Here is a 26,275-nt window from a genome sequence, read left to right as displayed (position 1 = left end):
TCGTTTTTATGAGGTGAAATATTACTTGGAAAGCTAATAAAACACTAGTGAGGAATCGTTCTCATGTGAGGTTTTCTGACATGGGTCTACTTTTTGTCAAGAAAATTATTTGCGTTCGGGCAAAGTTATTTTGTTGTCAGATTTAAATTTTTGATTTATGATTTTTAACAGGGACAAAATGTAGTGAATTGTCGAATAATATGTAATACTCTTAATTTCTTAGTTTTATAGAGATAGAATGAGAGATAGAGTGACACATCGAAGAGGGGGTTACAACAAATATGAAAAGAATAGGACTAGCATGGCAAATATTAATAGGACTTGCGCTTGGTATTGCGGTTGGGGCGATTTTCTTTGGCAATCCAGCAGTGGTGAGTTATTTACAACCAATTGGTGATATTTTCATCCGATTAATTAAAATGATCGTTGTGCCAATTGTTGTAGCAAGTATTGTTGTTGGGGTTGCTGGTGTTGGCGATGTTAAAAAATTAGGTCGACTAGGCGGAAAAACAATTATTTACTTTGAAATCATTACAACAATTGCAATTATTGTCGGTCTATTAATAGCGAATATTTTCCAACCAGGAAAAGGCGTAAATATGGAGCAGTTAACAAAGACAGATATTTCGAAATATACACATACGACAGAGCAAGTACAAAGTCATTCATTTGCAGATACATTTGTAAATATTGTTCCAACGAACATTATGAAGTCGTTAGCTGACGGAGATATGCTAGCTATTATCTTCTTCTCTGTACTATTTGGTTTAGGTGTAGCAGCAATTGGTGAAAGAGGAAGACCAGTTCTTCAATTTTTCCAAGGTGTGGCTGACGCAATGTTTTACGTAACAAACCAAGTTATGAAATTTGCACCATTTGGTGTATTTGCACTAATTGGTGTTACAGTTTCTACATTTGGTCTTGCTTCATTAATTCCATTAGGGAAATTACTAATTGTCGTATATGGAGCAATGATCTTCTTCGTCGTAGTTGTCTTAGGACTTACAGCGAAAATATTTGGAATTAACATTTTCCAATTCTTTAAGATTTTAAAAGACGAGCTGATCTTAGCGTATTCTACAGCAAGCTCAGAAACAGTTTTACCAAAAATCATGGAGAAAATGGAGAAATTCGGTTGTCCGAAAGCAATTACATCTTTCGTTATTCCGACAGGTTATTCATTTAACTTAGATGGATCAACTTTATATCAAGCAATTGCGGCTATTTTCTTAGCGCAAATGTACGGTATTGATTTATCTATTACACAACAAATTACATTGTTGCTTGTATTAATGGTTACATCAAAAGGGATCGCAGGTGTACCGGGCGTATCATTCGTTGTATTATTAGCGACACTTGGTACAGTAGGTATTCCACCTGAAGGCTTAGCGTTCATTGCTGGTATTGACCGTATTTTAGATATGGCTCGTACAGCAGTTAACGTTGTAGGAAACTCTTTAGCAGCTGTAGTTATGTCTAAGTGGGAAGGTCAATATGACGCTGAAAAAGGACAAGCTTATTTAAAAGAGATTTCTGAAAAGGGTCAAGCGGCTTAATTATAATATGAACAAGCTCTCACATAATATGTGGGAGCTTTTCTGTATATAGAAGAGGAGCAGACATAATGAAACGAAAATATGGTGACGGTTCTTCGTGGAAGAGACTAATAGAAAAGAGTTATACGGTTAAGCAAGTGGAAGAGGGAATGCTCGGAATACTGGATATAAAAAAGGTGAGAGAGCCTAGTTGTAAAGAATATGATGGTGAAGAACTTTGTATTGCAGCAGATCAGTATACGTGGATTCAATATTTCATAGACGGGAAAAACTTTGCGATTACCGCTATGTTAGATGATCAGAAAAAATTAGTGCAATATTATATCGATGTGGCGAAAGAATATAAAATAGACGATCGTGGTTTACCGTATTTTGATGATTTATATTTAGATGTAGTATTATTATCTAGCGGTAAGGTGTATGTATTAGATGAAGAGGAGCTAGAGGATGCTTATAAAAGTGGTGATGTCACGAAGGAAGAGTATGAGCTAGCTTGGCACACTACGAAATGGATATTAGCAACAATAAAAAATAGTGAATTTTATTGGATTTCAATATTGGAAGAAGAAATCGAAAAGTTAAAATGATTGTTGTATTCAAATTTTTGTATAATTACCAAAAAAATCTATACAAAAAATAATTGACTTTTGTTTTGTAAGCGAGTAAAGTTAGGGAAGAAATTATTATTAAAAAATAAATATGAAACCTTCTTATAAAGAGAGGCGGAGGGACTGGCCCTACGATGCCTCGGCAGCGGACTCGATTTCAGAGTGCTGTGCCAAATCCAGCAAGCGTGTGCTTGAAAGATGAGAAGAGTGTTTCTTATAGATGTATAAGACCTCTTCTCATCGGAAGAGGTCTTTTGTTATTCATTAGAAAAAGGTTGAAACTAGGGAGAGATGGTACTTTGAAAGAAACGAGAGGAAATGGTTTAGCTTTATTACCACTTGGAATATTTTTGGCGCTATTTATTGGTTCTGGAATTATTACAGGTGATTTCTATAAATTGCCGATACTTGTAGCGATTTCAATTGCTGTAGGAGTCGCTTTAGTGATGAATCGTAAAGAAAGTTTTAATGTGAAAGTAGAGCGGTTCGCTAAAGGTGCAGGAAATCCGGATATTATGATTATGGTATTAATTTTTGTGCTTGCAGGTGCGTTTTCTGAAACTGCTAAAGGAATGGGCGGAGTAGACTCAACTGTTAATTTAGCGTTAACTATTTTACCGCCAGGATTTATCGTAGCTGGAATCTTTGTTATTGGTGCATTTATTTCATTAGCGATGGGAACTTCAATGGGAACAATTGCAGCATTAGCGCCGATTGCTGTAGGTATTAGTGGTCAAACTGATATCTCAATTGCGCTTGCAATGGCTACTGTTGTTGGCGGAGCGATGTTTGGTGATAATTTATCATTTATTTCAGATACAACAATCGCAGCTGTTCGTTCACAAGGAACAGAAATGAAAGATAAGTTTAAAACGAACTTTTTAATTGTGTTACCAGCGGCTATTATTACAATTGTACTATTAGTAATAGTTACTTCAGGAAGTGACACGCAGATTAAAGCACATAGCTTTGATTGGATAAAGATTTTACCGTACGCAGGAGTACTTATTACAGCGCTACTTGGCTGGAATGTACTTATTGTATTAACTGGTGGAACTGTACTATCTGGTGTTATCGGCCTTATAGATGGAAGTTACACGTTAGAAAGTTTCTTTAAAAGTGTAACGACTGGAATGGGCGGTATGATGGAGTTAGTATTACTTGCTATATTAATTGGCGGTATGGTTGAATTAATCCAATATAATGGTGGTATTCAATATTTAATGAATGTATTAACACGTAATATTCGTTCGAAAAAAGGAGCGGAATTTGGTATTGCTGGTTTAGTGAGTATGACGAATATGTGTACAGCGAATAATACGATTTCAATTATCTTTACAGGCCCGCTTGCAAAAAATATTGCAGATCAATATGAAATAGATCCTCGTAAATCAGCGAGTGTATTAGATCTTTTCTCATGTTGTGTGCAAGGATTAATTCCGTACGGTGCCCAAATGTTAACGGCAGCAGGATTTGCAGCGTTATCTCCGGTTGAATTGTTGCCATATGCATTTTATCCAATCTTAGTTGGAGTATGTGGGATTGTTTCTATTTTAATTGGGTTTCCAAGGTTTTCGAAAGTAGCTGAGAAAAAAGAGTATCATAAAACAGCTTAATTTAATATGAATGTTAGTAATTAAAAAACGTGCAGAGAATAGACTCTGCACGTTTTTTTGCGTAAAGGGCTGAATATGACTCGGTCTTAAGTCTGAGTTAAAAACGGTTCTTAAGCTCGTTATGGAAAGATGAAAAAATAGTTAAGATAAGAGTATCAAATCGAAGGGAGGCAAGCACAAGATGAAACAATTTCTAGCGTTTATCGCAGCCGGTATTTTGGCTTTAATTGCTCTTGGTAGTCTTGCTGGTATTGTAGGATTCGCAATCGGAGCAGGAGTTGTATATTGGAGCTATAAATCATTTGTGCGAGCTAAATCATTTTTTGGAAAGTTAGCTTGGGGTATTGTTGGTTTAATCGGTTTATCCATTGCACTTTCTCATTCGCCAGCATTAATCGGTATCGCTGCTTTAGTGGTTTTATACTACGGATACCGTGAGTGGAAAAAAGAAAAAGATGTAGTTGTTGAATCTGCTCCAGAAAGTTCTAAACCATATAGTAACTTTGAAGATGAGTGGAACAAATTAATGAAAAACTAAAACAATAAATCAAATTATAAATAAAGTAGAAGAGAGGAAGATTTATAATGAAACAATCTTTATTCGGACGTGTACGCGATGCAATTTTAGCTGATTTTCATAACGTGTTAGATGAGAAGGAAAGAAAAAATCCAATTGCGATGTTAAACCAATATTTACGTGATAGTGAGCGTGAAATAACAAAAATTGAGAAGTTAATTGAGCGTCATAAAACATTAAAATCTAATTTTGCTCGTGAGCTTGAGCAAGCACGTTATTTCGTTAATAAAAGATCAAAGCAAGCTATCATTGCTCAAGAAGCAGACGAATTACAATTGCACGAACGTGCGTTAGAAGAGGTAGCTTATTATGAAGGGCAAGTAACTCGATTAGAAGAAATGTATGCAGGTGTTGTAGAGCAAATTGATGAGTTAGAGCGTCGTCTTTCTGAAATGAAAAATAAATTAAAAGAAATGCACGCAAAGCGCATGGAACTAATGGCACGTGAAAATATGGCACATGCAAATCGTCGTATGAATACTGCGATGCATAAAATGGATGAAAATAATCCGTTCTTACGATTTGAAGAGATTGAAGATCATATTCGTGACTTAGAAACTCGTATGAATGAAGAGCATGAGCGTGACACGTTTGATATGAAAATTGCAAAACTTGAGCGTGAAATGAAAGAAAAGAATGATGTATCGTTAACGAAAGAGTTAACAAAATAATAGTAGTATATTATAAAACAGGCTTATGATATAGTGATAGGAGAAAAGGTGTTGGAAAGCAATGCCTTTTCTTCTATGTATATGTGACAAGAAGGGGGGAGCTGAAATGAAGAAACATTTTTCAAAGACACAATTAATGGGGATGCTCCTCATCATATTTGGATTCGGTCTTTTTCTTGATATGATACTTGGACATTTTGAACCAGGTGGTCTAATTTTTGCATTTATTATGCTTATGTTTGGAAGGCATTATCGTAAAAAGAATCGTTATGTACGGGGAAATGTATTTTTATTTGTTGGTGGTATCGTATTTTTATTTTTCTTATTTTCATCAGCAGCATTTGTTCTTGTCGTATTTGCTTGTTTAGCTTTAATTGGTTATCAATTGATTCAACAAGGACATCAGCAAAAAGCAATGAAGGTTGAAATTAAAGAAAAAGGGATTATAGACGAAGAGAAGCAAATATATCGTACAGAAACATATTTGAAAAATATGTTTGTAGGCAATGTACGAATGATGGATCATATTTATGAACTTGAGGATATTAATGTTCAATATGGTGCTTGTGATGTGGAAATAGATTTAACAACTGCTATGATTCCAGAAGGGGAAACGGTAATTGTTATTCGGGGTGTCGTTGGTAATATTCGTTTATATGTGCCATATGATATTGAACTTTCTTTAAATCATTCTGTTATTGTCGGACGTGTGCTCTTGCCAGGTCATGAAGAGACAGGGTTTAACCGCAATGTTACATTTAGAACAGAGCAGTATAAAGAGGCTCCTCGTCGTATTAAAATTATTTCTTCGCTTGTCGTAGGCGACACGGAAGTGAGGAAAGTATAATGAAGAAACAAAAAAATATTTCGTGGATGTATATTCGTTATTCTATGTTGTCCTCTGTTAGTATCGCACTCATTTGTACAATTGTATATGTATGGAAAAGCGAGCAACAAGTGTATGATTTATTATGGAAGGAATCCATCGCTTCTGTTCCAATTGGCTTGTTTATTATGACTACAAGTTTACTTATCGGGGGAATTGTAGGATATGCAATCGGTTATTATATAGAGCAGCGTATACAAGGATTAAATACGTTTCTATTTGAAGTAGAGCGAGGGAATTTTCCGAGCGATGTTTCGTTTACTGCAGATGATGAATTTCATGAAGTGGAACGAAAAGTAATCGTTCTGGCTCGTCGATTAGAGGAGCAAGCTGGACTCTTTCAAAAAGTAACGAATGAACGAGCTCATTGGAATGAAGAGATGAGACAAGAAGCGATTTCTCAAGAAAGGCATCGTTTAGCAAGGGAGTTGCATGATTCAGTAAGTCAGCAGCTTTTCGCAATGTCGATGATGATGTCAGCGATTAATGAACAAATAACTGAATTTCCAGAGGTGACAAAAAAACAATTGCAACTTGTTGAAAATATGGTTGTAAATGCTCAATCAGAAATGAGAGCATTGCTCCTTCATTTACGTCCTGTACAATTGGAAGGTAAGAAACTGACAGAAGGTATAGAGGAATTATTAACGGAATTATCGCGAAAACAACATATGAAAATTGAATGGCTTATTGAGCCAATAGAATTAAAAAAAGGTGTAGAAGATCATTTATTCCGTATTGTGCAAGAAGCGCTATCAAACACGTTGCGACACGCGAAGGCAAAGAAAACAGAAGTGCGCCTTCGAAAAATTGATCAATATGCGATTTTAAAAATCATTGATGACGGCGTTGGGTTTGAAGTAGGGGTTAATAAGGCTGGTTCATATGGCCTAAGATCGATGCAAGAGCGTGTTCATGAAATTGGTGGGACACTTAAGGTACTTAGTTTCCCGGCCAAAGGTACACAAATAGAAGTAAAAGTACCGATTATGATTGAGAGAGGGGGAGAAGTATGATAAAAGTATTGCTTGTCGATGATCATGAAATGGTTCGTATGGGTGTATCGGCATATTTATCTACACAGCCAGATATTGAAGTAGTAGGGGAAGCTGAGAATGGAAGAAAAGGATCAGAATTAGCATTGCAATTAAGGCCGGATATTATTTTAATGGACCTTGTTATGGATGAGATGGATGGTGTCGAAGCAACACGTGCTATTATTCAAGAATGGCCAGAAGCAAAAATTGTAGTTGTAACAAGCTTTTTAGATGACGAAAAATTGTATCCTGTTATTGAGGCTGGGGCGACCAGTTACTTATTAAAAACATCAAGAGCAAGTGATATTGCTGATGCTGTACGAGCTACTTATGATGGAGAAACAGTATTAGAGCCGAAAGTTACCGGGAAAATGATGTCCCGTATGCGTCAAAAGAAAGAGCAACCTTTGCATGATGATTTAACGGAAAGAGAGTTTGAGATTTTGTTATTAATTGCAGAGGGAAAAAGTAATCAAGAGATTGCGGACGAGTTATTTATTGCACTGAAAACGGTAAAGACACATGTGAGTAATATATTAAATAAATTGAATGTAAGTGACCGTACTCAGGCGGTTATTTATGCATTTAGGCATCAATTAACGAAGTGATAAAGTGAAACTTTAATCAGTGGGGAGGTTGTTCCTCTCCCACTGATTATCAGCCCTCACCAATCGGACTTTTACGGGCAGTTAATGCGGGATAAAGTAAAACTTTAATTGGCGGGGAATTCCTCGCTGATTATTGGCTCGATGCAATATAGATTTGGCGTTAAAACAATTGAATGTTTTTATTGACGACAAATAATGTAAGCGTTATCATTGAGGTGTTAACAGTACATATAAAGGGGAGAATGTATATGTTAGTTCAAACTATATTCGGAATGGATAAGTCTAAAAAATTAGGGGATTATGTGAACGCATTACAAGCGCTTTGTGAACAATATAATGTTGAAACAGATAAAATTGCGATTATTGAGGCAACAGAGGAATACTATTTATTTTTAGTAAAGCAAGAAGAGCGCTATGATGTTGTCAAGGTAGAAACAGTTGATACGAATATTGAATATTATACGAAGGCTTATAAAATAAGCAGTTTTAATCATGCTGCGTATCAAATGTAAAAAAAACTCCCTTTTGGGAGTTTTTTTAGGAGGCTTTTACTTCGTGAGATTCGGTTACTAATGGAACTTTTTTCGTACCGCTTAACTTAGCCATTGCAAGACCAATAAGAGCTCCTACTAATGCTGGTATTAGCCAGCCGATTCCTTCATTATATAAAGGGATAAATTCAAAATATGGTGTGATAAATGAAACTGAAATACCACCTTGTTTTAATCCATCAAATACGCTCACTACAGCTGCTCCAATTAAAGCACCTACATAAACAGAGCGATATCCACCGAAGTATTTATGAAGTAATGATAGTAGTACGAGTACAATCGCAATTGGATACACAACAAGTAGAATTGGAACAGAGATTGCGATAATTTTCGTTAAACCTAAGTTGGCAACTAGTAATCCTAATGCGCAAATGATACTCGCGAACGTTTTGTATGAAAATGTAGTCAATAATGTTGAAAAATATTGGCTGCACGCAGATACGAGTCCAACGCATGTCGTTAAACAAGCGAGTGTAACGATAAGAGATAATAGGAGCAAACCGTATGGACCGAATAATTGTTGTACGATAACAGTAAGTAGCTGTCCGCCATTTTTTGCATATCCGAGCGAGACGCTAGTTGCCCCAAGCCAGCCGAGTGCACCGTATACAAGTACGAGCCCTGTAGCGGCAATAAGCCCTGCTTTTGCTGTGGCGATGGCAATGGACTTACGATCATTCACACCTTTAGAGCGAATTGCATTTACAACGATAATTCCGAATGCAAGTGCTGAAATAGTGTCCATTGTTAAGTAGCCTTCCATAAAGCCTTTGAAGATTGGAGAAGTTTGATACTCTTGCATTGCTGGTCCTGATTGCCCAAGTGGTGTAAATACACTTTTAACAAACAATAAGAAAATAGAGAGTAATAAAATAGGTGTTAATACATTTCCAATACGATCAACAAGTTTAGATGGATTCAAACTCAGCCAAAATACGATAGTAAAGAAGATGATTGTATATACAAATAGCACTAGGCTGCTAGAGCGGATTGTTTCTGGCAAGAAAGAACTAACCCCCATTTCATAAGCGACATTTGCAACACGTGGGATGCCCATGGATGGACCGATAGCAATGTATACAACTACTGTAAAGAAAATTCCGAATAATGGATGGACATGACTTGCAAGTTGCTGCATTCCATTTCCTGATAGAGAAATTGCGATAACAGTAAGTAGTGGTAAGCCAACTCCTGTTAGTAAAAATCCAATCATTGCTGGCCAAAAGTTTTCACCTGCGTTTTGTCCAAGCATGGGAGGGAAAATTAAATTACCTGCCCCAAAAAATAAAGAAAATAGCATAAGACCCGTGAAAAAAATATGTTTTTTTGATACAGTGTTCATTGTTTTTCCTCCTTTTTCATTCATTTGTAAGAACACAAAAAACTCGTCCCTAAAGAAAGGGACGAGTTATATTTACCCGCGATACCACCCTAATTTACACATGTAGAAATAAATCTATATGTATACGGCTTTGCAACGTACAACATGATACGTGTTCCTTGTAACGGGGGACGGCCGGTAAGAACTTACTGTAACATTCGGTTCTACTTCTCGGAGATGATTTTCGGTTACGCACTGAACGTTGGCTTTCAGCAAATCGCCAACTCTCTGGGGAACAGTTCTATAACGTACTCGTTCTCGTCAATGAATTTTTATTCAAGTATTCTGACAGTATTGTTGCATGTTTTTTTTAGAAAGTCAATATGTTTTTTGAAAGATATATTTATATACGGAAATATCGAAAGTGATATTCGTTGTTGCAAAAGGAATAATGAATTGTAAAATAGGAGTAAAAATTTGCGGAGAATTGTAAAATTTATAGAGAAAGTTGATATTTATAGGAGTAAAGAAGGGATTGTTTGAATTTACAGAGAATAATACAACAATCCACTTGCTGGAAAGAACAAACCAAAAGAGGTGACTGAAATGCTTGCGATGGGAGTATTATTTGGCATTATTGCTATAATTGGTTTTATGTGGTTATATTATTCGCGTTCGTTTAAACAAGCAGAAGTTTTACTCTTTCAAAAAGGTAGTTTATTGACAAATCAGTCTAGATATTTAGTATGTCCGAAGTGTGGAAGTGCACAGGCCAGAAGTGGAGGATATCAAGAGTGTTGCAAAATTAGATTATGAAAGAAAGGAAGCCTCACATTATTTTGTGAGGCTTCCTTCCTTACAACTTCATGGCGCTCCAAATTGTCCATCGATCTCTTTCAATAATAGGAGAGACGTTTTGTAATGCGGTCTGTATATGTTGTAGAAGTTGAGAAAGTTCATCATCTGTTAACTCATATAGAATAGATCGACCTGTTCGAGGAGATAAATCTTGCAATAATGCTTCTACAGAATCATGTATTTTTCGTATTTCCCATTGTGTTTGTGCGGGAAGTACATGAAGAGAATGTTTTTGTAATTCTGTCTGTATAGTGTTGGTTTTTGGACGTCTTTTTGACTCTATTTCAATAAGTTTTGGAAATAGAGAGAAAAAATATCCGCGAATGTGTTCGGGACTTCCTGGAATTGTACAATCTTCAATTGTTCGATCTTGTAAAATAAGTACACCGTTTTTATTTAATATACGAGAAGCTTCACGTAAAAATGTAGGAATTTCTTGTAAATGATGAATAACTGCACGCGAAATAACTATGTCGAATGTTTCATTAGGGTATGGGATATTATGTGCATCACCGTGGATGAATGAAATGTTTGAAAAGTTGTTACAATTTTCTTTTGCAGCGTGTAATATTTCTTTTGAAAAATCAAGTCCCACAACATTTTTGGCTCCCATAAGAGCGAGTTCTTTCGTATAAATCCCACCACCACAGCCGATATCAATTATTTGCTTGTTTTGTATTTCTGTAATGTTTTTTACCATTTCAGCCCAAGAAATATGAGCGTTTCTTGTTGCATATGTGTACTTATTATTTTCATCATGAAAATTAATGGACATGATAAAGACCTCCTTTCAATGATTAGTATAGCGTATTTAATAGGATGTCACGTTTTTGTTTTATGTATGAAGATTATAAGGATTTCTTATCGTAAGAGGAGGATTAATTTGAAAGGGAAATATGTATTGGTGTTGTTGTTTGTTATGTTACTAGCAGCTTGTGGTCAAGTTGAGCCGAAAAAAGAAACAAAAAAAGTAGAAGAGACGGTGAATGAAGTGAAAGAAACAATAGGGGTAACCGTTATACAAAAAAAACATAAAGAGAAAAAGTTGCAGGAATCAGAAGCGAAGTTAGTAATAGACATTTTGAATAATGCTGAGAAACAAGAAATAACAGGAAGCTTCGGTGAACCTGAATATGAAATACAAATTAGTAGAGATGGGAAAAAAGAAACTTATTATGCATGGTTAAGGGGAGAAGATAGACGAGGATGGGTGCAATATAAGAAAGCTATGTATATGTTGAATGAAAAAGATACGGAAAAGCTTTTGGATATATTTCCAAATGTCTCAGAACAAAAAGAAGATGAGATGCAGGTAAGCCCTTTAACGGAAGTAACAAAAAAAGATTTGCAGATTACCGCGTTTCATATTAAAACAGGCGATCAAAACGTGAATTATACGGTACGGTATACGATTTCACAATCACTATACAATAAGTTAGTGAAGGGGCAAGAATATTATTTGCAACTCAATTTTCCAGAAAAAGTTCAAAAATTAATTGGAGCAAAAGAGAGTGAAATGATTTTAGGTGAAAAAGTAAAGGAAGGGTATAAGCAATATGAATTACATGCTACTGTTCCGATAAAAAGCGCTTCAGAATCACAATTAAAATCATTAGAAACATATTACGAAAATTATGATTTAAAAATATTAAACAGTGAAAAAGAAAAAATAGGTGTGTTTCAAAATATAATTCAGATTGTTAAAGATTATGGTGAAAAAATGAATTTTCAAAGATAAAGTGAGACTTTAATTAGCCCTTACGGATTGGAATGAATGTAAACTCGTCAAATCTATATGACCTTTCCTAGGAAATGATAATAGAGAGGGGAAAGCACCCCTCTCTATTACTTTGCTTTTGTAGATGGCTCATTCATTGATTTTCGTGTAATAAGAAAAGAAATCATAAGAGCGGAAAGGATGACAAGGGCAATAAATACGTGATTGGGCAACAAATCTAATAATAATACGTAACTAACGGTATAAAAAATAAGAGTTGAAGCTAAAAACGATAGAGCACCTATTATAAGAGATTGTAAATTCATTTGTGTACACCTCCTTTTATTTATATTTTTGGCTGAAAATGGATTATATAAACATTATTTCTAACAATAGAAAAAAATATGTCATAATAGAGAAAAGAACAAGCTTTGATGAATGATATGATTCATTAATGAGAGATAAAGGAGAGGAATATGAAAAATAATAAAAAAGGATTATGGGGAATTATTGTTGCGATAGGTCTATTTTTACTGTCTAAGTTAAAGTGGGTATTTGCAATTTTTAAATTAGCAAAGTTTTCAACGGTATTTAGTATGTTTCTATCGCTTGGCGCATACGCAGTTCTATATGGTTGGAAATTTGGAGTAGCGCTCATTTATTTGTTGTTTGTTCATGAAATGGGCCATTTATGGGCTGCGAAAAGAAAGGGGATCCCAACATCGCCAGCAATCTTTATTCCATTTATGGGGGCTCTTATTGGAATGAAAGAGATGCCGAAAAATGCGAAAGATGAAGCTTACATTGCCTATATGGGTCCGCTTTTCGGACTTCTGTCATTTTTACCAGCGATACCGCTTTATATAATGACGAAAGAGCCATTTTGGGCGCTTGTTATTTTGCTTGGAAGTATGATTAATTTCTTTAATTTAATTCCCGTTTCGCCGCTAGATGGTGGGCGAATTATTTCAGTTGTCAGTACTAAAATTTGGGGAGCAGGCCTTATTTTATTACTTGGCTATTCAATTTACTTTAAAAGTATTTTGGGAGGATTTATTGTTATTATCGGTTGTATGGAGTTATATAGAGTAATAAAGAGAGATGAGCCGATTAAGGAATTAGGGCATAAAATTGATGGGATGAAAGAATATGTTACTAGGCTTGAAGAGGAATTAAAAGAAACGGGTGCTGTACATCGGACTATATACGTGATGCATCATGAGATGAATGCATTAAGACAAAGAGAACGGGAAAAAGAGTTACAAATAGGTGAACTTCAAAAAATGGAAGTGTTAGAGTATCTTTTACCGAAGTTCGAACCGTTAGATTATGTTCCATATGAAGATGAAAAAGATGAGTATACAATTTACATAAGGGAAGCATTTGAAGCGTCAGAAAGAAAATTAAATGAATGGAAAACAGAAAAGGAACAACAAGAAAACTATTATAAAGTGGATGCGAAAACGAAATGGACAGTATTTGCTTGTTATATCGGATTAATGGTTATACTCGGTTACACAGCTTATGAAGGATATATTGTTTTACAAGAACATTTGCCAACGAGAAATGTATAGAAAAATATTGTCGAAATGATAGGAAGAATTAATACAGGAATTATATTTCTACGAGAGAATGTTACAAGTATAGTCATACGTTGTAATATTTTTAGTAGAGAAGGAGTTCTGTGTATGAAGAAATTGTTAAATGTATTAGGTATTATTATCGTGATAATCATTGCGAGTTATAGTCTTATGAAAGTGCTGTTACATTATGCGAATAAGCCTGCTGAGGTAAATACAATAGCTCAAATAGAAGATGTGCAAGAAGAGACAAAAGTGCTAGATTTTATTCGAATGACACATGAAAGCTATAATAATTTCTTAAATTATGGTAAAGCAGAGAATTATACAGATGGGGATTGGAATCAATTTAAGCAATGGTTTCAACAACAAGAACAATCTTTAAAAAATATACATACGGAAATAAAGAATGAAAAAATAAAACGCGATGTAAATAGAAGCTATGAAATTGTAAAAAAAGGTGTGGAACTTCAAAATATTGAGTATGTAGTGTATGCCCACCGTGTATATCATGACTTGGATATTATCGTAAATAAATATAGAGGTGAAACGAATATCTGGGGGTATACGGAGTTTGGCGATGGGAAAGATATAAAAGTAATCGAACAAGCTATACAAACAAAATAATAAGCTAGCTAGAATTCTAGTTAGCTTATTTTCTTTTGTAAATGCAATGTTCATATATTATTCACAAAAACACCGTGTTAATAGTGATTAAAATCACAATCTGCATTATAAGATTCAGTTAAACTAAAAACAGTTAAGGAAATAGAGGAGTGGGATACAATGTTAAGTGCAAAAACAATTGAAATCGTAAAGTCAACAGTACCATTATTACAAGAAAAAGGTGTTGAAATTACAACGAGATTCTATCAAATTTTATTTTCGGAACATCCGGAGTTGTTGAATATTTTCAACCATACGAATCAGAAAAAGGGAAGACAACAACAAGCGTTAGCGAATGCTGTTTATGCAGCTGCAACGTACATTGATAATTTAGAAGCAATTATTCCAGTTGTAAAACAAATTGGTCATAAGCATAGAAGTTTAGGGATTAAAGCTGAGCATTATCCGATTGTAGGTACATGTTTACTACGTGCCATTAAAGAGGTCGCAGGTGCACCTGATGAAGTTTTAAATGCATGGGGAGAAGCATATGGTGTCATTGCTGATGCATTCATTAGCATTGAAGCAGAGATGTATGAAGAAGCTGCACATAAAGAAGGTGGATGGAAAGACTTCCGCAACTTTGTGATTGTAAAAAAAGTGAAGGAAAGCGATGTTATTACGTCATTTTATTTGAAACCTGAAGATGGAGGGAAAGTTTCTTCATTCATCCCAGGTCAATATGTAACGATTCAAATCAATATTGAAGGTGAGACATATACACATAACCGTCAATACAGTTTATCCAATGCTCCTGGGAAAGAATATTATCGTATTAGTGTAAAAAAAGAAAAAGGTGTAGATACACCAGACGGTAAAGTGTCTAATTACTTACATGAACATGTAAAAGAAGGAGATGTTTTATCAGTAAGTGCACCAGCGGGAGATTTCGTGTTAAATATGGATTCAACATTACCAGTTGTACTAATTAGTGGTGGAGTAGGGATTACACCGATGATGAGTATGTTAAATACGTTAATTGAACAAGATTCAAAACGTAATGTATATTTTGTTCATGCAGCAATAAATAGTAATACACATGCAATGAAAGAACACGTTAAGGCAGTAGAAAATGAATATGAACAAGTTAAAGCATATACTTGTTATTCTGCACCGACTGAAAAAGATTTAGCAATGAAGAACTTTGATAAAGAAGGTTTCATTGAAAGTGAATGGTTAAAAACTATTATTCCGACAACTGAAGCAGAGTTCTATTTCTGTGGTCCAGTAGCATTTATGAAGCATATAAATGCTGCACTAACTGATTTAAGTGTGAAACAAGAGCATATTCATTATGAATTTTTCGGCCCAGCAACAAGCTTACAATAAGCAAAAAAACGAGGTATTTATTTTACCTCGTTTTTTATTTGTTCTCGTAATAAACGGTTTACTGTTTCACGGCGTATACCTATCAGTTGGCCAATTTCGGTTTGTGTTAATATTTCATATATAGGAATGTCACCTAAATATAGGGTGAACCATTCTTGTAAACGATGAAGACGTTCTTTCGGAGAGACGGTTGTCAATTGATCAATTCGTTGTTGCATCATTCTTAATTTAGATTGCAATTGCATAGCAATGTTAGCATACGATTCGGGATTTGCTTGAAGTCTCTCATACCATTCACTACTAGTGATCGGTTCCACTTCTGTTTTTATTAAAGCGATAGCTGTACCGTGATATTCTTTCGGTGAAATTAAAGAATGATGAGGTATCGTTTCACCTGGAACGATAATGTTGAATAAAAATGGTGTTCCGTTTTCTTCTAGCCGAACTACTTTTAATAAGCCTGTTTTTATAAAGTATAAAGGACCGTCCTCGCCTTGACGGAATAGTACATCTCCTTTGTGTAGAATCAATGTTAGCCCCCCATTAATATGTTTCTATTTCTTCTATTTTAGCGTATATGTATATAGACAATATGCTATTTCAACAGCAATTTCATTGACGAAATGTATGCTATTACAGTAGTATACTATTTAGTGTGTAATAGTACTAGCAATGAATACGCTGTAGGGGGTTTAGTATATTGTTAGATGCGATGAGAATGACGGATATGAGAATTCCGGCGAATGCTATCATTCATGTAGAAGAGATGAAAGGTGGAGTCGTTTTATCCGTTGAAGTAGACGGCCAAATTATTTATACGATGGCTTATGATGAAGAAACAGATAGCTATGCTGAATTATATGATCGAAACGATAAGAGGGCGTGCCAAGTACATGAAGACTTCATGGGGTGGTCACTTCTTCATTAAAAAAGATGTCAATATGACATCTTTTTTTATTAAATCGATAGAATATACAAAGAAATGAAATATAAGGATAAAATTTGTAATAATTGATTTTGCATTGTTAGCACTCTGTAACTGCAAGTGAACTATTTTTTCGCTATCATAAAGATAACAGTCGCAGTTATAGGAGTGGTCAACTTGAAGAAAGTACATATTTCAAATTATATGTTATTATGTGTTTGTTTAATTTTATTTGTTCTCCTCGGAGGATTTTTATATTCATGTGTATAAGAAAAACGCATTCTAAAAAGAATACGTTATAAAAGGGAAATAATGATTAATCTAGTTCCAAGAATAATCAACGTAATACGTAATAAATTAATTACGGCGTTACCACTTAGTTTTGTATTAATGTAAGCCCCGATTTTTCCGCCAATCCATGCACCCGGAATCAGGATTAATGCATAAATCCAGCTGACATTTCCAAGTGAGATGTGAGTTGCAGAACTTACAATTGCTGATAGAAATACGATGAACATTGAAGTTGCTACTGCAATATGTGCTGGGAATGCAAAAAGAAGCATCATTGCTGGAACAAGTAAGGCACCGCCACCAATTCCAAATAATCCAGATATAAACCCAACTATAAAGGCGATAAAGATAGCAAGAAACGGTGGGAATTGGTAGTGTACAGTATTTCCATCATTATCTGTAAAAGAACGCTTAATTACAGACGTATTTGAGAGGGAAAGAGGTTTTAATTTGTCTCGAAGCATAAGTAGAATTGAGACGAATATAAGGAAAATCCCAAAGTATAAAGAAAATGTGTCTTGGTTTAAAAGTTTATTTGCCCATGATCCGATAATACCACCAGGGCCGCTTCCGATAAATAAAATAAGTCCACTTTTATAATCTACTCGCTTATGCTTCATGTAAGTAAGGGTGGAAGATAGTCCTGTGAAAACGACTGTTACCATAGAAGTCCCTACTGCAAGTTGTGGTGATAAACTGTGTAATCCAATTAATAACGGAACAATAATAATTCCGCCTCCAAGCCCAACTAGGCTGCCGACTGTTCCGGCGATTAGTCCGATGAAAAGTAACATGATGTATTCCAAAATTGCCAACTCCTCTAAATAACTTATCCACCAATTATTATACACGCTTTTTAATGAGAAATAGGCTTGTTCACAAAAAAGTCGTCTTCCTAGAAAAATAAGGAAGACGACTTTTGATTAGAAAACAAAATGTAATAGGTAGTAAAACAGAGCAGCTAAAGAAGCTGAAATAGGAAGTGTAATAACCCATGTAATTAACATGCGTTTTGCAGTTCCCCATTTTACCCCTTTCACACGGTGAGAAGCACCAACCCCTAAAATAGAAGAAGAGATAACGTGCGTCGTACTAACCGGTAAGTGAATGAATGTTGCACCGAAAATAACAAGTGATGATGATAAATCGGCAGCTACACCATTTACAGGACGAATTTTCATAATTTGTCCACCGACAGTTTTAATAATTTTCCATCCGCCGACAGAAGTACCAAGCCCCATTGCGATAGCACAAGATAATTGTACCCAGAACGGGATATCGCTAGAAGTATGATAGTTATTAGCCATAAGAGCCATCGTAATGATTCCCATTGCTTTTTGTGCATCATTCGTACCGTGTGTGTAGGCTTGTAATGCTGCAGTGAAAATCTGGAATATACGGAAGTTCTTATTCGTTTTTGTTAAGTTAAAGTTTTTAAATACTACTTTAAAAATACTGTATACGGTATAACCAATAACGAAAGCGATAATCGGTGAAATGATTAAAGCTTCAATAATTTTAATAAATCCTTTAAGATTTAGCGAGCTAATCCCAGCGGCCGCAATTGCTGCACCTGCGATTGAGCCGATAATTGCATGCGAAGAACTACTTGGAATACCGTAGTACCAAGTAATTAAGTTCCAAGCTATTGCCGCAAGCAAAGCAGCTAAAATTACAAGAGAACCATTTTGTAAGGCGAATGGATCAACGATATCTTTTGTAATCGTTTTTGCTACACCTGTAAATGTCATTGCGCCTAAAAAGTTCATAATAGCCGCCATAATAATGGCATGTCTAGGCTTTAGAGCTTTCGTTGAAACAGCCGTTGCAATAGCGTTTGCTGTATCGTGAAATCCATTGATAAAGTCAAAAGCTAAAGCGCAAATGACTACTAAAACGGTCAGTATCAAGAGTGTATCCATGATCAAACTCCTTACGCGTTCTTCATAATAATTGTTTCTAATACGTTTGCAACGCTTTGACAGCTATCAGCTACTTCTTCAAGCTCTTCGTAAATCTCTTTAAATTGAATAATCTTAATCGGATCTTTTTCACGAGAGAATAAGTTCTTAATCGCATGACGGCGAATATCATCACACTGTGATTCATAATCCTTAATCTTAATCGCATTTGTACGAATGTCGACTAATTTTTTGTTAGACATTAATTCAACAGAGTTTGCAATCTCAATCGCACATTGATTAATTGCTTCTACGAATTTAATCATGTATTCATCTGCTTCTGTAATAGAATACATTTCGAACAGACCAGCACTGTGATCTAATCCGTCTAATACATCATCCATACTCATTGCAAGTTGTAGGATGTCCTCACGCTCAATCGGAGTGATAAACGCTTTGTTTAACTCCATAATGATTTCGTGAATAAATGAGTCACCTTTTGACTCATACTCTTTCATGCGCATAGAAAACTCTTTTAAATCGCTAGCATTTTTAATTTTATACTCCACGAAAAACTGCGCGCCTTCTTTTAAATTTTCGGAAACATTCATTAACATTTCAGAAAATTTATCTTTTTTTGATTTAAAGACCATTATTGTTACCCCCACAAAAGTAATATATGTAAAATATATTGGCTAATCAATTCTAACAAAAAACTGTCGTTTTTTAAAACATTTTATCGAAAAGTTTACAAAAACTTAACATAACTCTCGTTGTTCTATTAATAATATTAATATCCAATAGTGAATATCTTACTTGTAGAATGTCCTTTTCTTGCAAAAAGTATGAATGTAAAAGAAAAGCTTTACACTATAGGAATGACTACGTTATTATAATAAATTTAAAAGGCGGTATATTCTTCCTTTTAAAAAGAAGAGTGTAAATAAATGAAGGAAGTGAACGAATGAAATTGAAGAACACTCATTTTAAAAAAATGCTTGAGTGGTTCAATAAGAGGAAGAAACTTCGTAATTCATTAATTGTATTGGGAAGTGTATTCGTTACTCTATTTATTGCTGTAAATATAATAATTTCCATTCAAGACATATCTGAATTAAAACAAGCTGTTCCACAACCGACTTTAATTTATGATGCAAATAATGAGGTCGCAACTAAATTAGCTTCCTCGAAAACAGAAGGCGTTAAAAGAAAAGATATTCCTGATATTATGGTTCAGGCAATTGTTGCAGTAGAAGATAAGGAATTTTTTAACCATCATGGTATTTATTATAGTGGAATTATAAGTGCGGTTTTTAAAAATATTACAGCAGGAGAAGTTGTAGCAGGGGGAAGTACAATAACACAACAACTTGCGAAAAATGTATTTCTGACACAAGACCGCACATACTCCCGAAAAATAAAGGAATATTTTTTAACGAAAAAAATAGAGCGCACGTATACGAAAGATGAAATCATTGAAATGTATATGAACCAAATTTATTTTGGTGAAGGTGCTTGGGGTATAAAAAGGGCAGCTAAATCTTATTTTGATAAAGATGTAAAAGATTTAACAATTTCAGAAGCTGCAACGATTGCGGGCTTGATTAAAGCACCATCTGCGTATTCACCTTATAAAAACTTTAACAAGTCAATTGAAAGACGTAATGTCGTATTAAGTTTAATGAAAGAGCAAGGGTATATTTCTGACGAACAGTATAATAAAGAAAAAGAGAGCGGACTTGTGTTAAAACGTGGCGTTGATGATAAATACAAGGGAAAATACTCTCAATATGTAGACTATATTGTTAGAGAAGCGATGGAAAAGTACGAATTAACACAAAATGAAATTTTAGCGGGTGGTTATCGTATTTATACAGAGCTTGACCCGAAAAAACAACAAGCTGTAGAAGATGTTGTGAATAATGATAGTTATTTCAAAGATAGTGGCTCAGATCAACTTATGCAAACGGGTGTAGTCCTTATAAATCCCAAAACAGGCGGTGTTCCAGCTTTAGTTGGTGGTAGAGGACCATATCAGTTTTTACAATTTAATCATGCTACGCAATTAAAAAGACAACCAGGTTCAACGTTAAAGCCTCTAGCTGTATATGTACCCGCTTTAGAACAAGGGTATGAAGTATACGATATATTAAAGGATGAACCATTTCATATTAAAGAATATGAACCGAAAAATAGTGATCAGGCTTTTCATGGTAATGTGACAATGTATGAAGCGGTAGCAAAGTCGTATAATGTTTCCGCTGTGTGGCTATTAGAACAAATAGGATTAGATAAAGGATTGAAATCTTTAGAGCGATTTGGTATTCCATTAGTACCAGAAGACCGTACGTATCCAATTGCTTTAGGTGGGATGCATGTAGGGACATCACCATTTGTAATGGCCCAAGCATATAGTACATTTGCTAATGATGGGGTTCAAGTAGAGGCTCATGCAATTAGAGAAGTTCAAAATGCTGAAGGAGAAATAATAGGGAAATGGTATAAGAAAGAGACACGAGTGACGAGTGAGAAAATTGCTCAAAAGATGACGTATTTATTAAAAGGTGTTGTAGAAAAGGGAACGGGCGAAAAGGCGAAAGTTACTAATGTTGATACAGCAGGAAAGACAGGGACTACTCAACTTGTAAATGGTCCGAGCGTAGGGGCAAAGGACTCGTGGTTTGTAGGATACACACCAGATTTAGTAGGTGCGATTTGGGTAGGATATGACAAAACAGATAGCGAGCATTATGTTCCAGGTGGTAGTCAAATTACAACGACGATGTTCCGGGATATCATGAAAAAAGCAAATGCAAACCCAGCCCAAAAAGCGTTCCAATTGTCGTTAATATCTGAAGCGGACTATAAAAAACAATTGCAAACAATTGAAGAAGAAAAGCGAAGAAAAGAAGAAGAAAAGAAAAGGCAAGAAGAAGAACAACAAAGGAAAAAAGAACAGCAAGAGTGGTTTAATAAAGTGAAAGAGTGGATTCCATCATTATGGTAAAAAAAGAGGCGAATTTCGTTATTCGCCTCTTTCTCATGTGAAAAATAAAGTTTGCTCATAATTTGTGAGGTAAATGCTACTATTCATTAAGAGTAATGTTCGTACTGCCAAAGGATTGGGAATCGTATGTGATGATTATTGTTCCTTTACTAATCGGTTCGTATGGTAATTCTTCTTCATAACTACCATTATTTTCATTATGGATAGACAGCGTGATTTCATCAATTCCTTTATTTGTATATTGATTTTTAATCGTTTCAGCAATTTGAAGTAGAGTTTCGTAACTAGGAGCTTCCGTAATAAGCATTCCTTTTATAACTTTTTTTTCATTATTTGTGGAATTGGAATAAAGGATGTTGTTTTGTTTCGTATACAAAAGTGTGTATGGAACTGTTTTTCTCTCTGCTTTTGAAATAGTGGAATATTTTAGAGTTAAAAAAAATCCTACACATAAAATAATGCATATCATAAGAGCAATCCAAATGCGTATCGGTGACATAACTCTCATTTTTCATCCCTCTTTCATATCTTTGACTTCATTATTTATCATACAAAATGAGGATTAAGATAGAGTAAATTTGAGGTAAAGAAACGTAAAGAAGGAGCACTTATCCTCCCAAACAAGTGCTCCTTTTTATTAAAAGAGAGATTTAATAGTCAATCAAAATCACATCTATTACTTATAAATGTGCTTAGTCCTCCCAAAATATTTTCGGAAATTGTGGTTAGTAAATTCGGAAGACAGATAGTGTCGCAGTTGTATCGCCCGCAGGTCCTTGTTGAGCCCCTTGAGCACCAGTAGTCCCCGTAGTTCCTCCGCCTAGGCAACCAGATCCATATTGAACTAGAATAGCTTGACCAAGAGTTTGAAGAAGTCTAACAAATTCTGTGAGTTCTGACTTAGGGATGTTAATATGGCTACATGCTCTTACTTCGCAACAATCATTACCATAAAATACTTTTCCTTTATTTTTATTGTTCATCTTTTCATTCTTTTCTTTCATAGAATCATTAGTCATTACTATATATTAAAATGAAATTTATACTAAATTCGTGATGGACAAACTACCATTTCTAAAAAAATAAGAAATCGGCCCAGCTAGCAAAAAATAAGTAAAATATAGAGAAGGTTTTATATAATGTAAAGAAGAAAAGTTCAACATAAAAACTGCATGTCAATTGTGGAAGGATGTAACAATTGACATGCAGTTCGTGGATTTGATTTTATTTGTATTGATTTAATCTTTCAAGGGCTGTTTTAGGTAAGATTGGAATTGAAATAGTAAAAGTAGTACCATCTTCATTACTAGTCATTTTTAATGTACCGTTATGATTTTGAATAATTTTTTTCGTTACTGACAAGCCCAAACCTGTGCCGGAATCTTTTGTTGAGAAGAATGGATCAAAGATATAGTCTTGAATCGCTGGTGGAATACCAGTCCCATTATCAGTGAAAGTAATACGAACAAAATTATCTAGGCGGTAACTAGTGATTTGGATAGAAAGTTTTTTTTCTCCTTGAGCATCTACAGCGTTCTGGAATAAGTTTAAAAAAACTTGCACAAGTTCATGACGATCAATATGAACTAATATATCATCTAATTCGGTAGAAAAATTATAATCAATTGAAATGTTATGTAAAAAGACTTCGCTAGCTAGTAACTGTTGAATATACTCACGTAAAAATGTATTAATGGGAAAGGGTTCTCTTTTAAATTCACGTGTTTTTGAAAGAGATAAAAATTTTGTAATGATACTATTTGCTCGATCTAATTCAGGAATAAGTAAATTTTTAAATAGTTCTTTATTAGATGGAGAAACACTTTCTTGTAAAAATTGTAAGTATCCTCGTACTGTTGTAAGAGGATTTCGTACTTCGTGTGCAATTCCAGCTGCGATTCGGCCTGCTAACGAAAACTTCTCTGCATCACGTTCTGTATTTAAATAATGAAAGACACTAATAACTCTAAAAATCTCCCCGTTATAATCACGAATAATTCGGTTATTTATAATGCCATAGTTTTTGTCTAAAACTTCTTCATTATATATTTCTGTTCCCGTTTTTAATGTTTCAATCGCTTTAATTTTTTCTTCCGGCAAGTTTAGTAATTGTTGAATCGGTTTTCCGATAATATCATTTCGTATTACACCGAAATCATCTGCAGCAACTTGATTACATAAAGTAATATTCCCTTTATTATCGACAAAGGTTACATGATGTGAAAAGGCATCAAAAATATGTACAAAGTGTTTTTCGAGTTGTTCAAATAAAAATAATGAATCACAAGTAAGTTGAAAATGAGCCTCTTTATTCTCTTTTGGTATTTCTTGAATGGAATGGGTTGTTCTAGTTTTCTTTATTCGTAAACCAATATGTGGATTTTTGTATGTGAAATGATGTGGTAATTGATTCACAAGTTCTTCATAAAAACGTACTTTATTTTCTAGTTCTTCAATTCGTTTTTCATGAGATACAGTAGCATCGTTTGGAAGCATAAATAAATAACCCCTCATTTTAAAAATTCTTCCATATAGTATATCATATTTTTATAAGGATACTCTTAAAGAAAAGGCTACATAATGCAAAGTGTTTGGAAAGTGAATAGAAGATGAAGTTAAAAAGGGAGGGGTATATGTGCTGTTTATTGGAGTGACAGGATGGGGAGATCATGATTCTTTATACATAAATCCCTATGAAAATAGAAATAAATTACGAACATACAGCGAGTATTTTCCTATAGTAGAAGTGGATAGCTCATTTTATGCGATGCAACCTGCACGAAACTATACAAAATGGGCAATGGAAACACCGAAAGATTTTTCTTTTATCGTAAAAGCATATCAAGGAATGACAGGACATATGAAAGGTGAAATTCCTTTTTCTACGTTCGATGAGATGTTTGATGTATATAAACAATCTATTCTTCCTTTAATTGAAGCTGGTAAATTAAAAACGATTTTATTTCAATATCCACCATGGTTTGATTGTAAAAAGAAAAATGTAGATTTTCTTCGATATACGAAAGAAAAAATGGAAGGTTTACCATGTGCAATAGAATTTCGAAATCAAACATGGTTTTATCCAGAAATGAGAGATAGGACGTTACAGTTTCTAGAACAAGAGAAATGGATTCATACAATTTGTGATGAACCACAGGCTGGGATAGGTTCTGTGCCACTCGTGTTAGAGGTTACGAATTCAGACATGGCATTAATACGTTTTCACGGTCGAAATGTTCATGGTTGGCTTGATAAAGGGGAAAACTGGAGAGCAGTTCGCTGTTTATATCGCTACAACAATAAAGAACTGGAAGAATGGGTTGAACGATTAGAGCAATTAAAAAAGAAAACAAAGGATATATACGTACTGTTTAACAACAATTCAGGTGGGGATGCAGCAGATAATGCGAAACAGCTTATGAAAATGATGAACATTACATATGGTGAGCCGAAGCCGGAGCAATTAAATTTTTTTGAATGATAATAAACAAGAAAGGCACTGTACAAACAGGGGGAATGTACAGTGCCTTTCTATATGAAAAAGAGGGGTAACAATGTTACTGAGCGTTTGGTTGATTCATCAATTGTTGGCTTCATAATAAATGATAATGGTTATCATTATCATTGTCAATGGTTTTTCTAAAAATATATAAAAAACTTTGTATATTTTAAATAGAGATAAAAAAAGAACAGCATTAATGCTGTTCTTTTCCGTTGACGAATTGTTGTAAATCAAAAGGAGTTATCGCCTGGATAAATTCTTTTGAGATAAGTGTTTGAACGAGAGTGCTCTCAGAGATAGAAGCACCTGTTTTCTTTTCATAAGCTTGTTTTAATAAATCAAGTTTTTCAGCCGTTTCTTTTGGTAATTCAATTGTAAGTGTGTTCATAATTTCTCCCCCTTATTATTAGAGTACCACTACAATATAGGAGAGACAAGAAAAGAGAATATGAAATATAAAAAAGGTTACCAAATTTTCAAATGGTAACCTTTTTTATGTATAAGAGTTATTAAGCAATACCGATATACTTTAAAGTTTTTGATGGAGTACTGTGATCAAAGAAGTGTTGTAAAAATGCAATATCAACACCTGATTTGTATGCACAATAACCCCAAGTTTTTCGAAGTGTATGTGAGCTAATCCCTTCTAATCCAACTTCTTTTGCAGCTTTGTTTAAAATGTACCATGCATGTTGTCTCGTAATAGATTTTGTTCCTTTTTGAGATTTTAACAATGGTTCATTACGTTTCCAAGTTTTACGTTCTTTCATGTAGTCTTCGATTGCGTGCTGTAAGTCTTCATTTACAGCAAACCATTTATGTTTCTTCACTTTTTCATTGTAAAATAAAATGGAATGGCGAACATTTTCATTTTCATCGATTACATCACTAACTTTTAATTGTAAGATTTCACTTACTTTTAAGCCAGAATTTACAGCTAATACGAATAATAAGCCATCACGTTTCGAAGATTGTAAAAGTATATTTTTGATAGTTTCTAATTGTTTTTCATTTTGAATAGGTTGTCCTGCTTGTTTCATTTCACGCACTCTCCTCTTTTATATGTGT

Annotated in this window: 29 protein-coding genes, 1 riboswitch and 1 other annotated feature; of the genes, 17 read left to right on the top strand and 12 right to left on the bottom strand. The window is 34.5% G+C overall.

Translation table 11 applies throughout. The features are described from left to right. The first annotated feature begins 281 nt into the window (after window positions 1-281). The 9 genes from gltP (at window position 282) to BLT20_RS00640 (ending at window position 8,071) form a co-directional block, all read left to right on the top strand. Complete coding sequence (gene gltP / locus BLT20_RS00680; RefSeq protein ID WP_000821134.1) at window positions 282-1,556, top strand: glutamate/aspartate:proton symporter GltP; 1,275 nt, start codon at window positions 282-284, stop codon at window positions 1,554-1,556. A 68-nt stretch (window positions 1,557-1,624) separates the two neighbouring features. Continuing rightward, a complete protein-coding gene (locus tag BLT20_RS00675) occupies window positions 1,625-2,143 on the top strand; it encodes a ribonuclease FAU-1 family protein (RefSeq protein WP_000824664.1) in 519 nt (172 codons plus the stop codon). Window positions 2,144-2,263: 120 nt separating this feature from the next. Further along, window positions 2,264-2,369, top strand: a riboswitch (SAM riboswitch). Between the two features lie 94 nt (window positions 2,370-2,463). Then, window positions 2,464-3,780: a Na+/H+ antiporter NhaC family protein gene (locus BLT20_RS00670; protein WP_000665496.1), complete on the top strand. Its 1,317-nt coding sequence runs from the start codon at window positions 2,464-2,466 to the stop codon at window positions 3,778-3,780. 181 nt (window positions 3,781-3,961) lie between these two features. Next, window positions 3,962-4,318, top strand: coding sequence for a lmo0954 family membrane protein (locus tag BLT20_RS00665; RefSeq protein WP_000808640.1), 357 nt, complete (start codon window positions 3,962-3,964; stop codon window positions 4,316-4,318). Between the two features lie 47 nt (window positions 4,319-4,365). After that, window positions 4,366-5,028: a PspA/IM30 family protein gene (locus BLT20_RS00660; RefSeq protein WP_000814124.1), complete on the top strand. Its 663-nt coding sequence runs from the start codon at window positions 4,366-4,368 to the stop codon at window positions 5,026-5,028. Between the two features lie 106 nt (window positions 5,029-5,134). Continuing rightward, the gene (gene liaF / locus BLT20_RS00655) at window positions 5,135-5,875 is read left to right on the top strand and encodes a cell wall-active antibiotics response protein LiaF (RefSeq protein WP_000716095.1); all 741 of its coding nucleotides are present in this window, start codon (window positions 5,135-5,137) and stop codon (window positions 5,873-5,875) included. Then, entirely contained in the window at window positions 5,875-6,930 is a 1,056-nt protein-coding gene (locus BLT20_RS00650; RefSeq protein WP_000744329.1) for a sensor histidine kinase, read from the top strand. Before liaF ends, BLT20_RS00650 begins: the two co-directional genes overlap by 1 nt. After that, a complete protein-coding gene (locus BLT20_RS00645) occupies window positions 6,927-7,559 on the top strand; it encodes a response regulator (protein WP_000598707.1) in 633 nt (210 codons plus the stop codon). The genes BLT20_RS00650 and BLT20_RS00645 overlap by 4 nt, the downstream gene beginning before the upstream one ends. Window positions 7,560-7,732: 173 nt before the next feature. Further along, on the top strand, window positions 7,733-8,071 hold the full coding sequence (locus BLT20_RS00640; protein ID WP_002025529.1) for a DUF3922 domain-containing protein: 339 nt from the start codon (window positions 7,733-7,735) through the stop codon (window positions 8,069-8,071). A gap of 25 nt (window positions 8,072-8,096) precedes the next feature. On the opposite strand, the gene brnQ is transcribed toward BLT20_RS00640, so the two are convergent. Then, window positions 8,097-9,452, bottom strand: a complete 1,356-nt coding sequence (gene brnQ, locus BLT20_RS00635) for a branched-chain amino acid transport system II carrier protein BrnQ3 (protein ID WP_001099176.1) — start codon at window positions 9,450-9,452, stop codon at window positions 8,097-8,099. Between the two features lie 54 nt (window positions 9,453-9,506). Beyond that, window positions 9,507-9,765 (bottom strand) — a binding site (T-box leader). A gap of 272 nt (window positions 9,766-10,037) precedes the next feature. On the opposite strand from brnQ, the gene BLT20_RS00630 reads away from it, so the two are divergent. Further along, entirely contained in the window at window positions 10,038-10,247 is a 210-nt protein-coding gene (locus BLT20_RS00630; protein WP_000880630.1) for a hypothetical protein, read from the top strand. Window positions 10,248-10,287: 40 nt separating this feature from the next. Here BLT20_RS00630 and BLT20_RS00625 read toward each other — a convergent pair whose 3' ends face one another. Further along, the gene (locus BLT20_RS00625; RefSeq protein ID WP_000026275.1) at window positions 10,288-11,064 is read right to left on the bottom strand and encodes a class I SAM-dependent methyltransferase; all 777 of its coding nucleotides are present in this window, start codon (window positions 11,062-11,064) and stop codon (window positions 10,288-10,290) included. A gap of 108 nt (window positions 11,065-11,172) precedes the next feature. Between BLT20_RS00625 and BLT20_RS00620 the strand changes: the two genes are divergently transcribed. Next, the gene (locus tag BLT20_RS00620) at window positions 11,173-12,027 is read left to right on the top strand and encodes a YhfM domain-containing protein (RefSeq protein ID WP_000677068.1); all 855 of its coding nucleotides are present in this window, start codon (window positions 11,173-11,175) and stop codon (window positions 12,025-12,027) included. 107 nt (window positions 12,028-12,134) lie between these two features. Here BLT20_RS00620 and BLT20_RS00615 read toward each other — a convergent pair whose 3' ends face one another. Beyond that, window positions 12,135-12,332, bottom strand: coding sequence for a hypothetical protein (locus BLT20_RS00615; protein ID WP_001053357.1), 198 nt, complete (start codon window positions 12,330-12,332; stop codon window positions 12,135-12,137). Between the two features lie 150 nt (window positions 12,333-12,482). Between BLT20_RS00615 and BLT20_RS00610 the strand changes: the two genes are divergently transcribed. The 3 genes from BLT20_RS00610 (at window position 12,483) to hmpA (ending at window position 15,581) form a co-directional block, all read left to right on the top strand. Further along, window positions 12,483-13,580 carry a site-2 protease family protein gene (locus BLT20_RS00610; protein WP_000794492.1) on the top strand — a complete coding sequence of 366 codons (1,098 nt, stop codon included), beginning with the start codon at window positions 12,483-12,485 and terminating at the stop codon, window positions 13,578-13,580. Window positions 13,581-13,694: 114 nt separating this feature from the next. After that, window positions 13,695-14,213 (top strand): hypothetical protein, encoded by a 519-nt coding sequence (locus BLT20_RS00605; RefSeq protein WP_000735223.1) that lies wholly within the window; start codon window positions 13,695-13,697, stop codon window positions 14,211-14,213. A gap of 159 nt (window positions 14,214-14,372) precedes the next feature. Further along, window positions 14,373-15,581, top strand: a complete 1,209-nt coding sequence (gene hmpA, locus BLT20_RS00600; protein ID WP_000947338.1) for an NO-inducible flavohemoprotein — start codon at window positions 14,373-14,375, stop codon at window positions 15,579-15,581. A 17-nt stretch (window positions 15,582-15,598) separates the two neighbouring features. Here hmpA and BLT20_RS00595 read toward each other — a convergent pair whose 3' ends face one another. Further along, window positions 15,599-16,111 (bottom strand): Crp/Fnr family transcriptional regulator, encoded by a 513-nt coding sequence (locus BLT20_RS00595; protein ID WP_000600589.1) that lies wholly within the window; start codon window positions 16,109-16,111, stop codon window positions 15,599-15,601. A gap of 170 nt (window positions 16,112-16,281) precedes the next feature. Between BLT20_RS00595 and BLT20_RS00590 the strand changes: the two genes are divergently transcribed. Then, window positions 16,282-16,509, top strand: a complete 228-nt coding sequence (locus BLT20_RS00590) for a hypothetical protein (RefSeq protein ID WP_000883009.1) — start codon at window positions 16,282-16,284, stop codon at window positions 16,507-16,509. Window positions 16,510-16,802: 293 nt separating this feature from the next. On the opposite strand, the gene BLT20_RS00580 is transcribed toward BLT20_RS00590, so the two are convergent. The 3 genes from BLT20_RS00580 to BLT20_RS00570 all read right to left on the bottom strand — a co-directional run bounded on the left by BLT20_RS00580 (window position 16,803) and on the right by BLT20_RS00570 (window position 19,351). Continuing rightward, the gene (locus BLT20_RS00580; protein ID WP_000455766.1) at window positions 16,803-17,603 is read right to left on the bottom strand and encodes a sulfite exporter TauE/SafE family protein; all 801 of its coding nucleotides are present in this window, start codon (window positions 17,601-17,603) and stop codon (window positions 16,803-16,805) included. Between the two features lie 117 nt (window positions 17,604-17,720). Next, window positions 17,721-18,719, bottom strand: coding sequence for an inorganic phosphate transporter (locus BLT20_RS00575; protein ID WP_000380273.1), 999 nt, complete (start codon window positions 18,717-18,719; stop codon window positions 17,721-17,723). 11 nt (window positions 18,720-18,730) lie between these two features. Continuing rightward, window positions 18,731-19,351, bottom strand: coding sequence for a DUF47 domain-containing protein (locus BLT20_RS00570; RefSeq protein WP_000231449.1), 621 nt, complete (start codon window positions 19,349-19,351; stop codon window positions 18,731-18,733). 311 nt (window positions 19,352-19,662) lie between these two features. Between BLT20_RS00570 and BLT20_RS00565 the strand changes: the two genes are divergently transcribed. Continuing rightward, on the top strand, window positions 19,663-21,705 hold the full coding sequence (locus tag BLT20_RS00565; protein WP_000769241.1) for a transglycosylase domain-containing protein: 2,043 nt from the start codon (window positions 19,663-19,665) through the stop codon (window positions 21,703-21,705). A gap of 79 nt (window positions 21,706-21,784) precedes the next feature. On the opposite strand, the gene BLT20_RS00560 is transcribed toward BLT20_RS00565, so the two are convergent. From BLT20_RS00560 to BLT20_RS00550, 3 genes are all read right to left on the bottom strand, one after another. Further along, the gene (locus BLT20_RS00560; RefSeq protein WP_001265585.1) at window positions 21,785-22,213 is read right to left on the bottom strand and encodes a hypothetical protein; all 429 of its coding nucleotides are present in this window, start codon (window positions 22,211-22,213) and stop codon (window positions 21,785-21,787) included. A 217-nt stretch (window positions 22,214-22,430) separates the two neighbouring features. Beyond that, entirely contained in the window at window positions 22,431-22,709 is a 279-nt protein-coding gene (locus BLT20_RS00555) for a hypothetical protein (protein WP_002023636.1), read from the bottom strand. 220 nt (window positions 22,710-22,929) lie between these two features. Further along, complete coding sequence (locus tag BLT20_RS00550; protein WP_000937244.1) at window positions 22,930-24,201, bottom strand: ATP-binding protein; 1,272 nt, start codon at window positions 24,199-24,201, stop codon at window positions 22,930-22,932. Window positions 24,202-24,340: 139 nt separating this feature from the next. On the opposite strand from BLT20_RS00550, the gene BLT20_RS00545 reads away from it, so the two are divergent. After that, on the top strand, window positions 24,341-25,186 hold the full coding sequence (locus tag BLT20_RS00545; RefSeq protein ID WP_000897361.1) for a DUF72 domain-containing protein: 846 nt from the start codon (window positions 24,341-24,343) through the stop codon (window positions 25,184-25,186). Window positions 25,187-25,400: 214 nt separating this feature from the next. Here the strand turns inward: BLT20_RS00545 and BLT20_RS00540 are convergent, their stop codons facing one another. Next, window positions 25,401-25,595, bottom strand: coding sequence for a DUF3924 domain-containing protein (locus BLT20_RS00540; protein ID WP_001094860.1), 195 nt, complete (start codon window positions 25,593-25,595; stop codon window positions 25,401-25,403). Window positions 25,596-25,716: 121 nt separating this feature from the next. Then, window positions 25,717-26,247, bottom strand: coding sequence for a tyrosine-type recombinase/integrase (locus BLT20_RS00535; RefSeq protein ID WP_000806236.1), 531 nt, complete (start codon window positions 26,245-26,247; stop codon window positions 25,717-25,719). Window positions 26,248-26,275 lie beyond the last annotated feature (28 nt).

Origin of the sequence: Bacillus sp. cl96 (genome assembly GCF_900100505.1) — a bacterium.
Lineage (GTDB): Bacteria > Bacillota > Bacilli > Bacillales > Bacillaceae_G > Bacillus_A > Bacillus_A cereus.
Note: the sequence above shows the minus strand (reverse complement) of the source record. Positions and strands in the feature narration are given on the sequence as shown.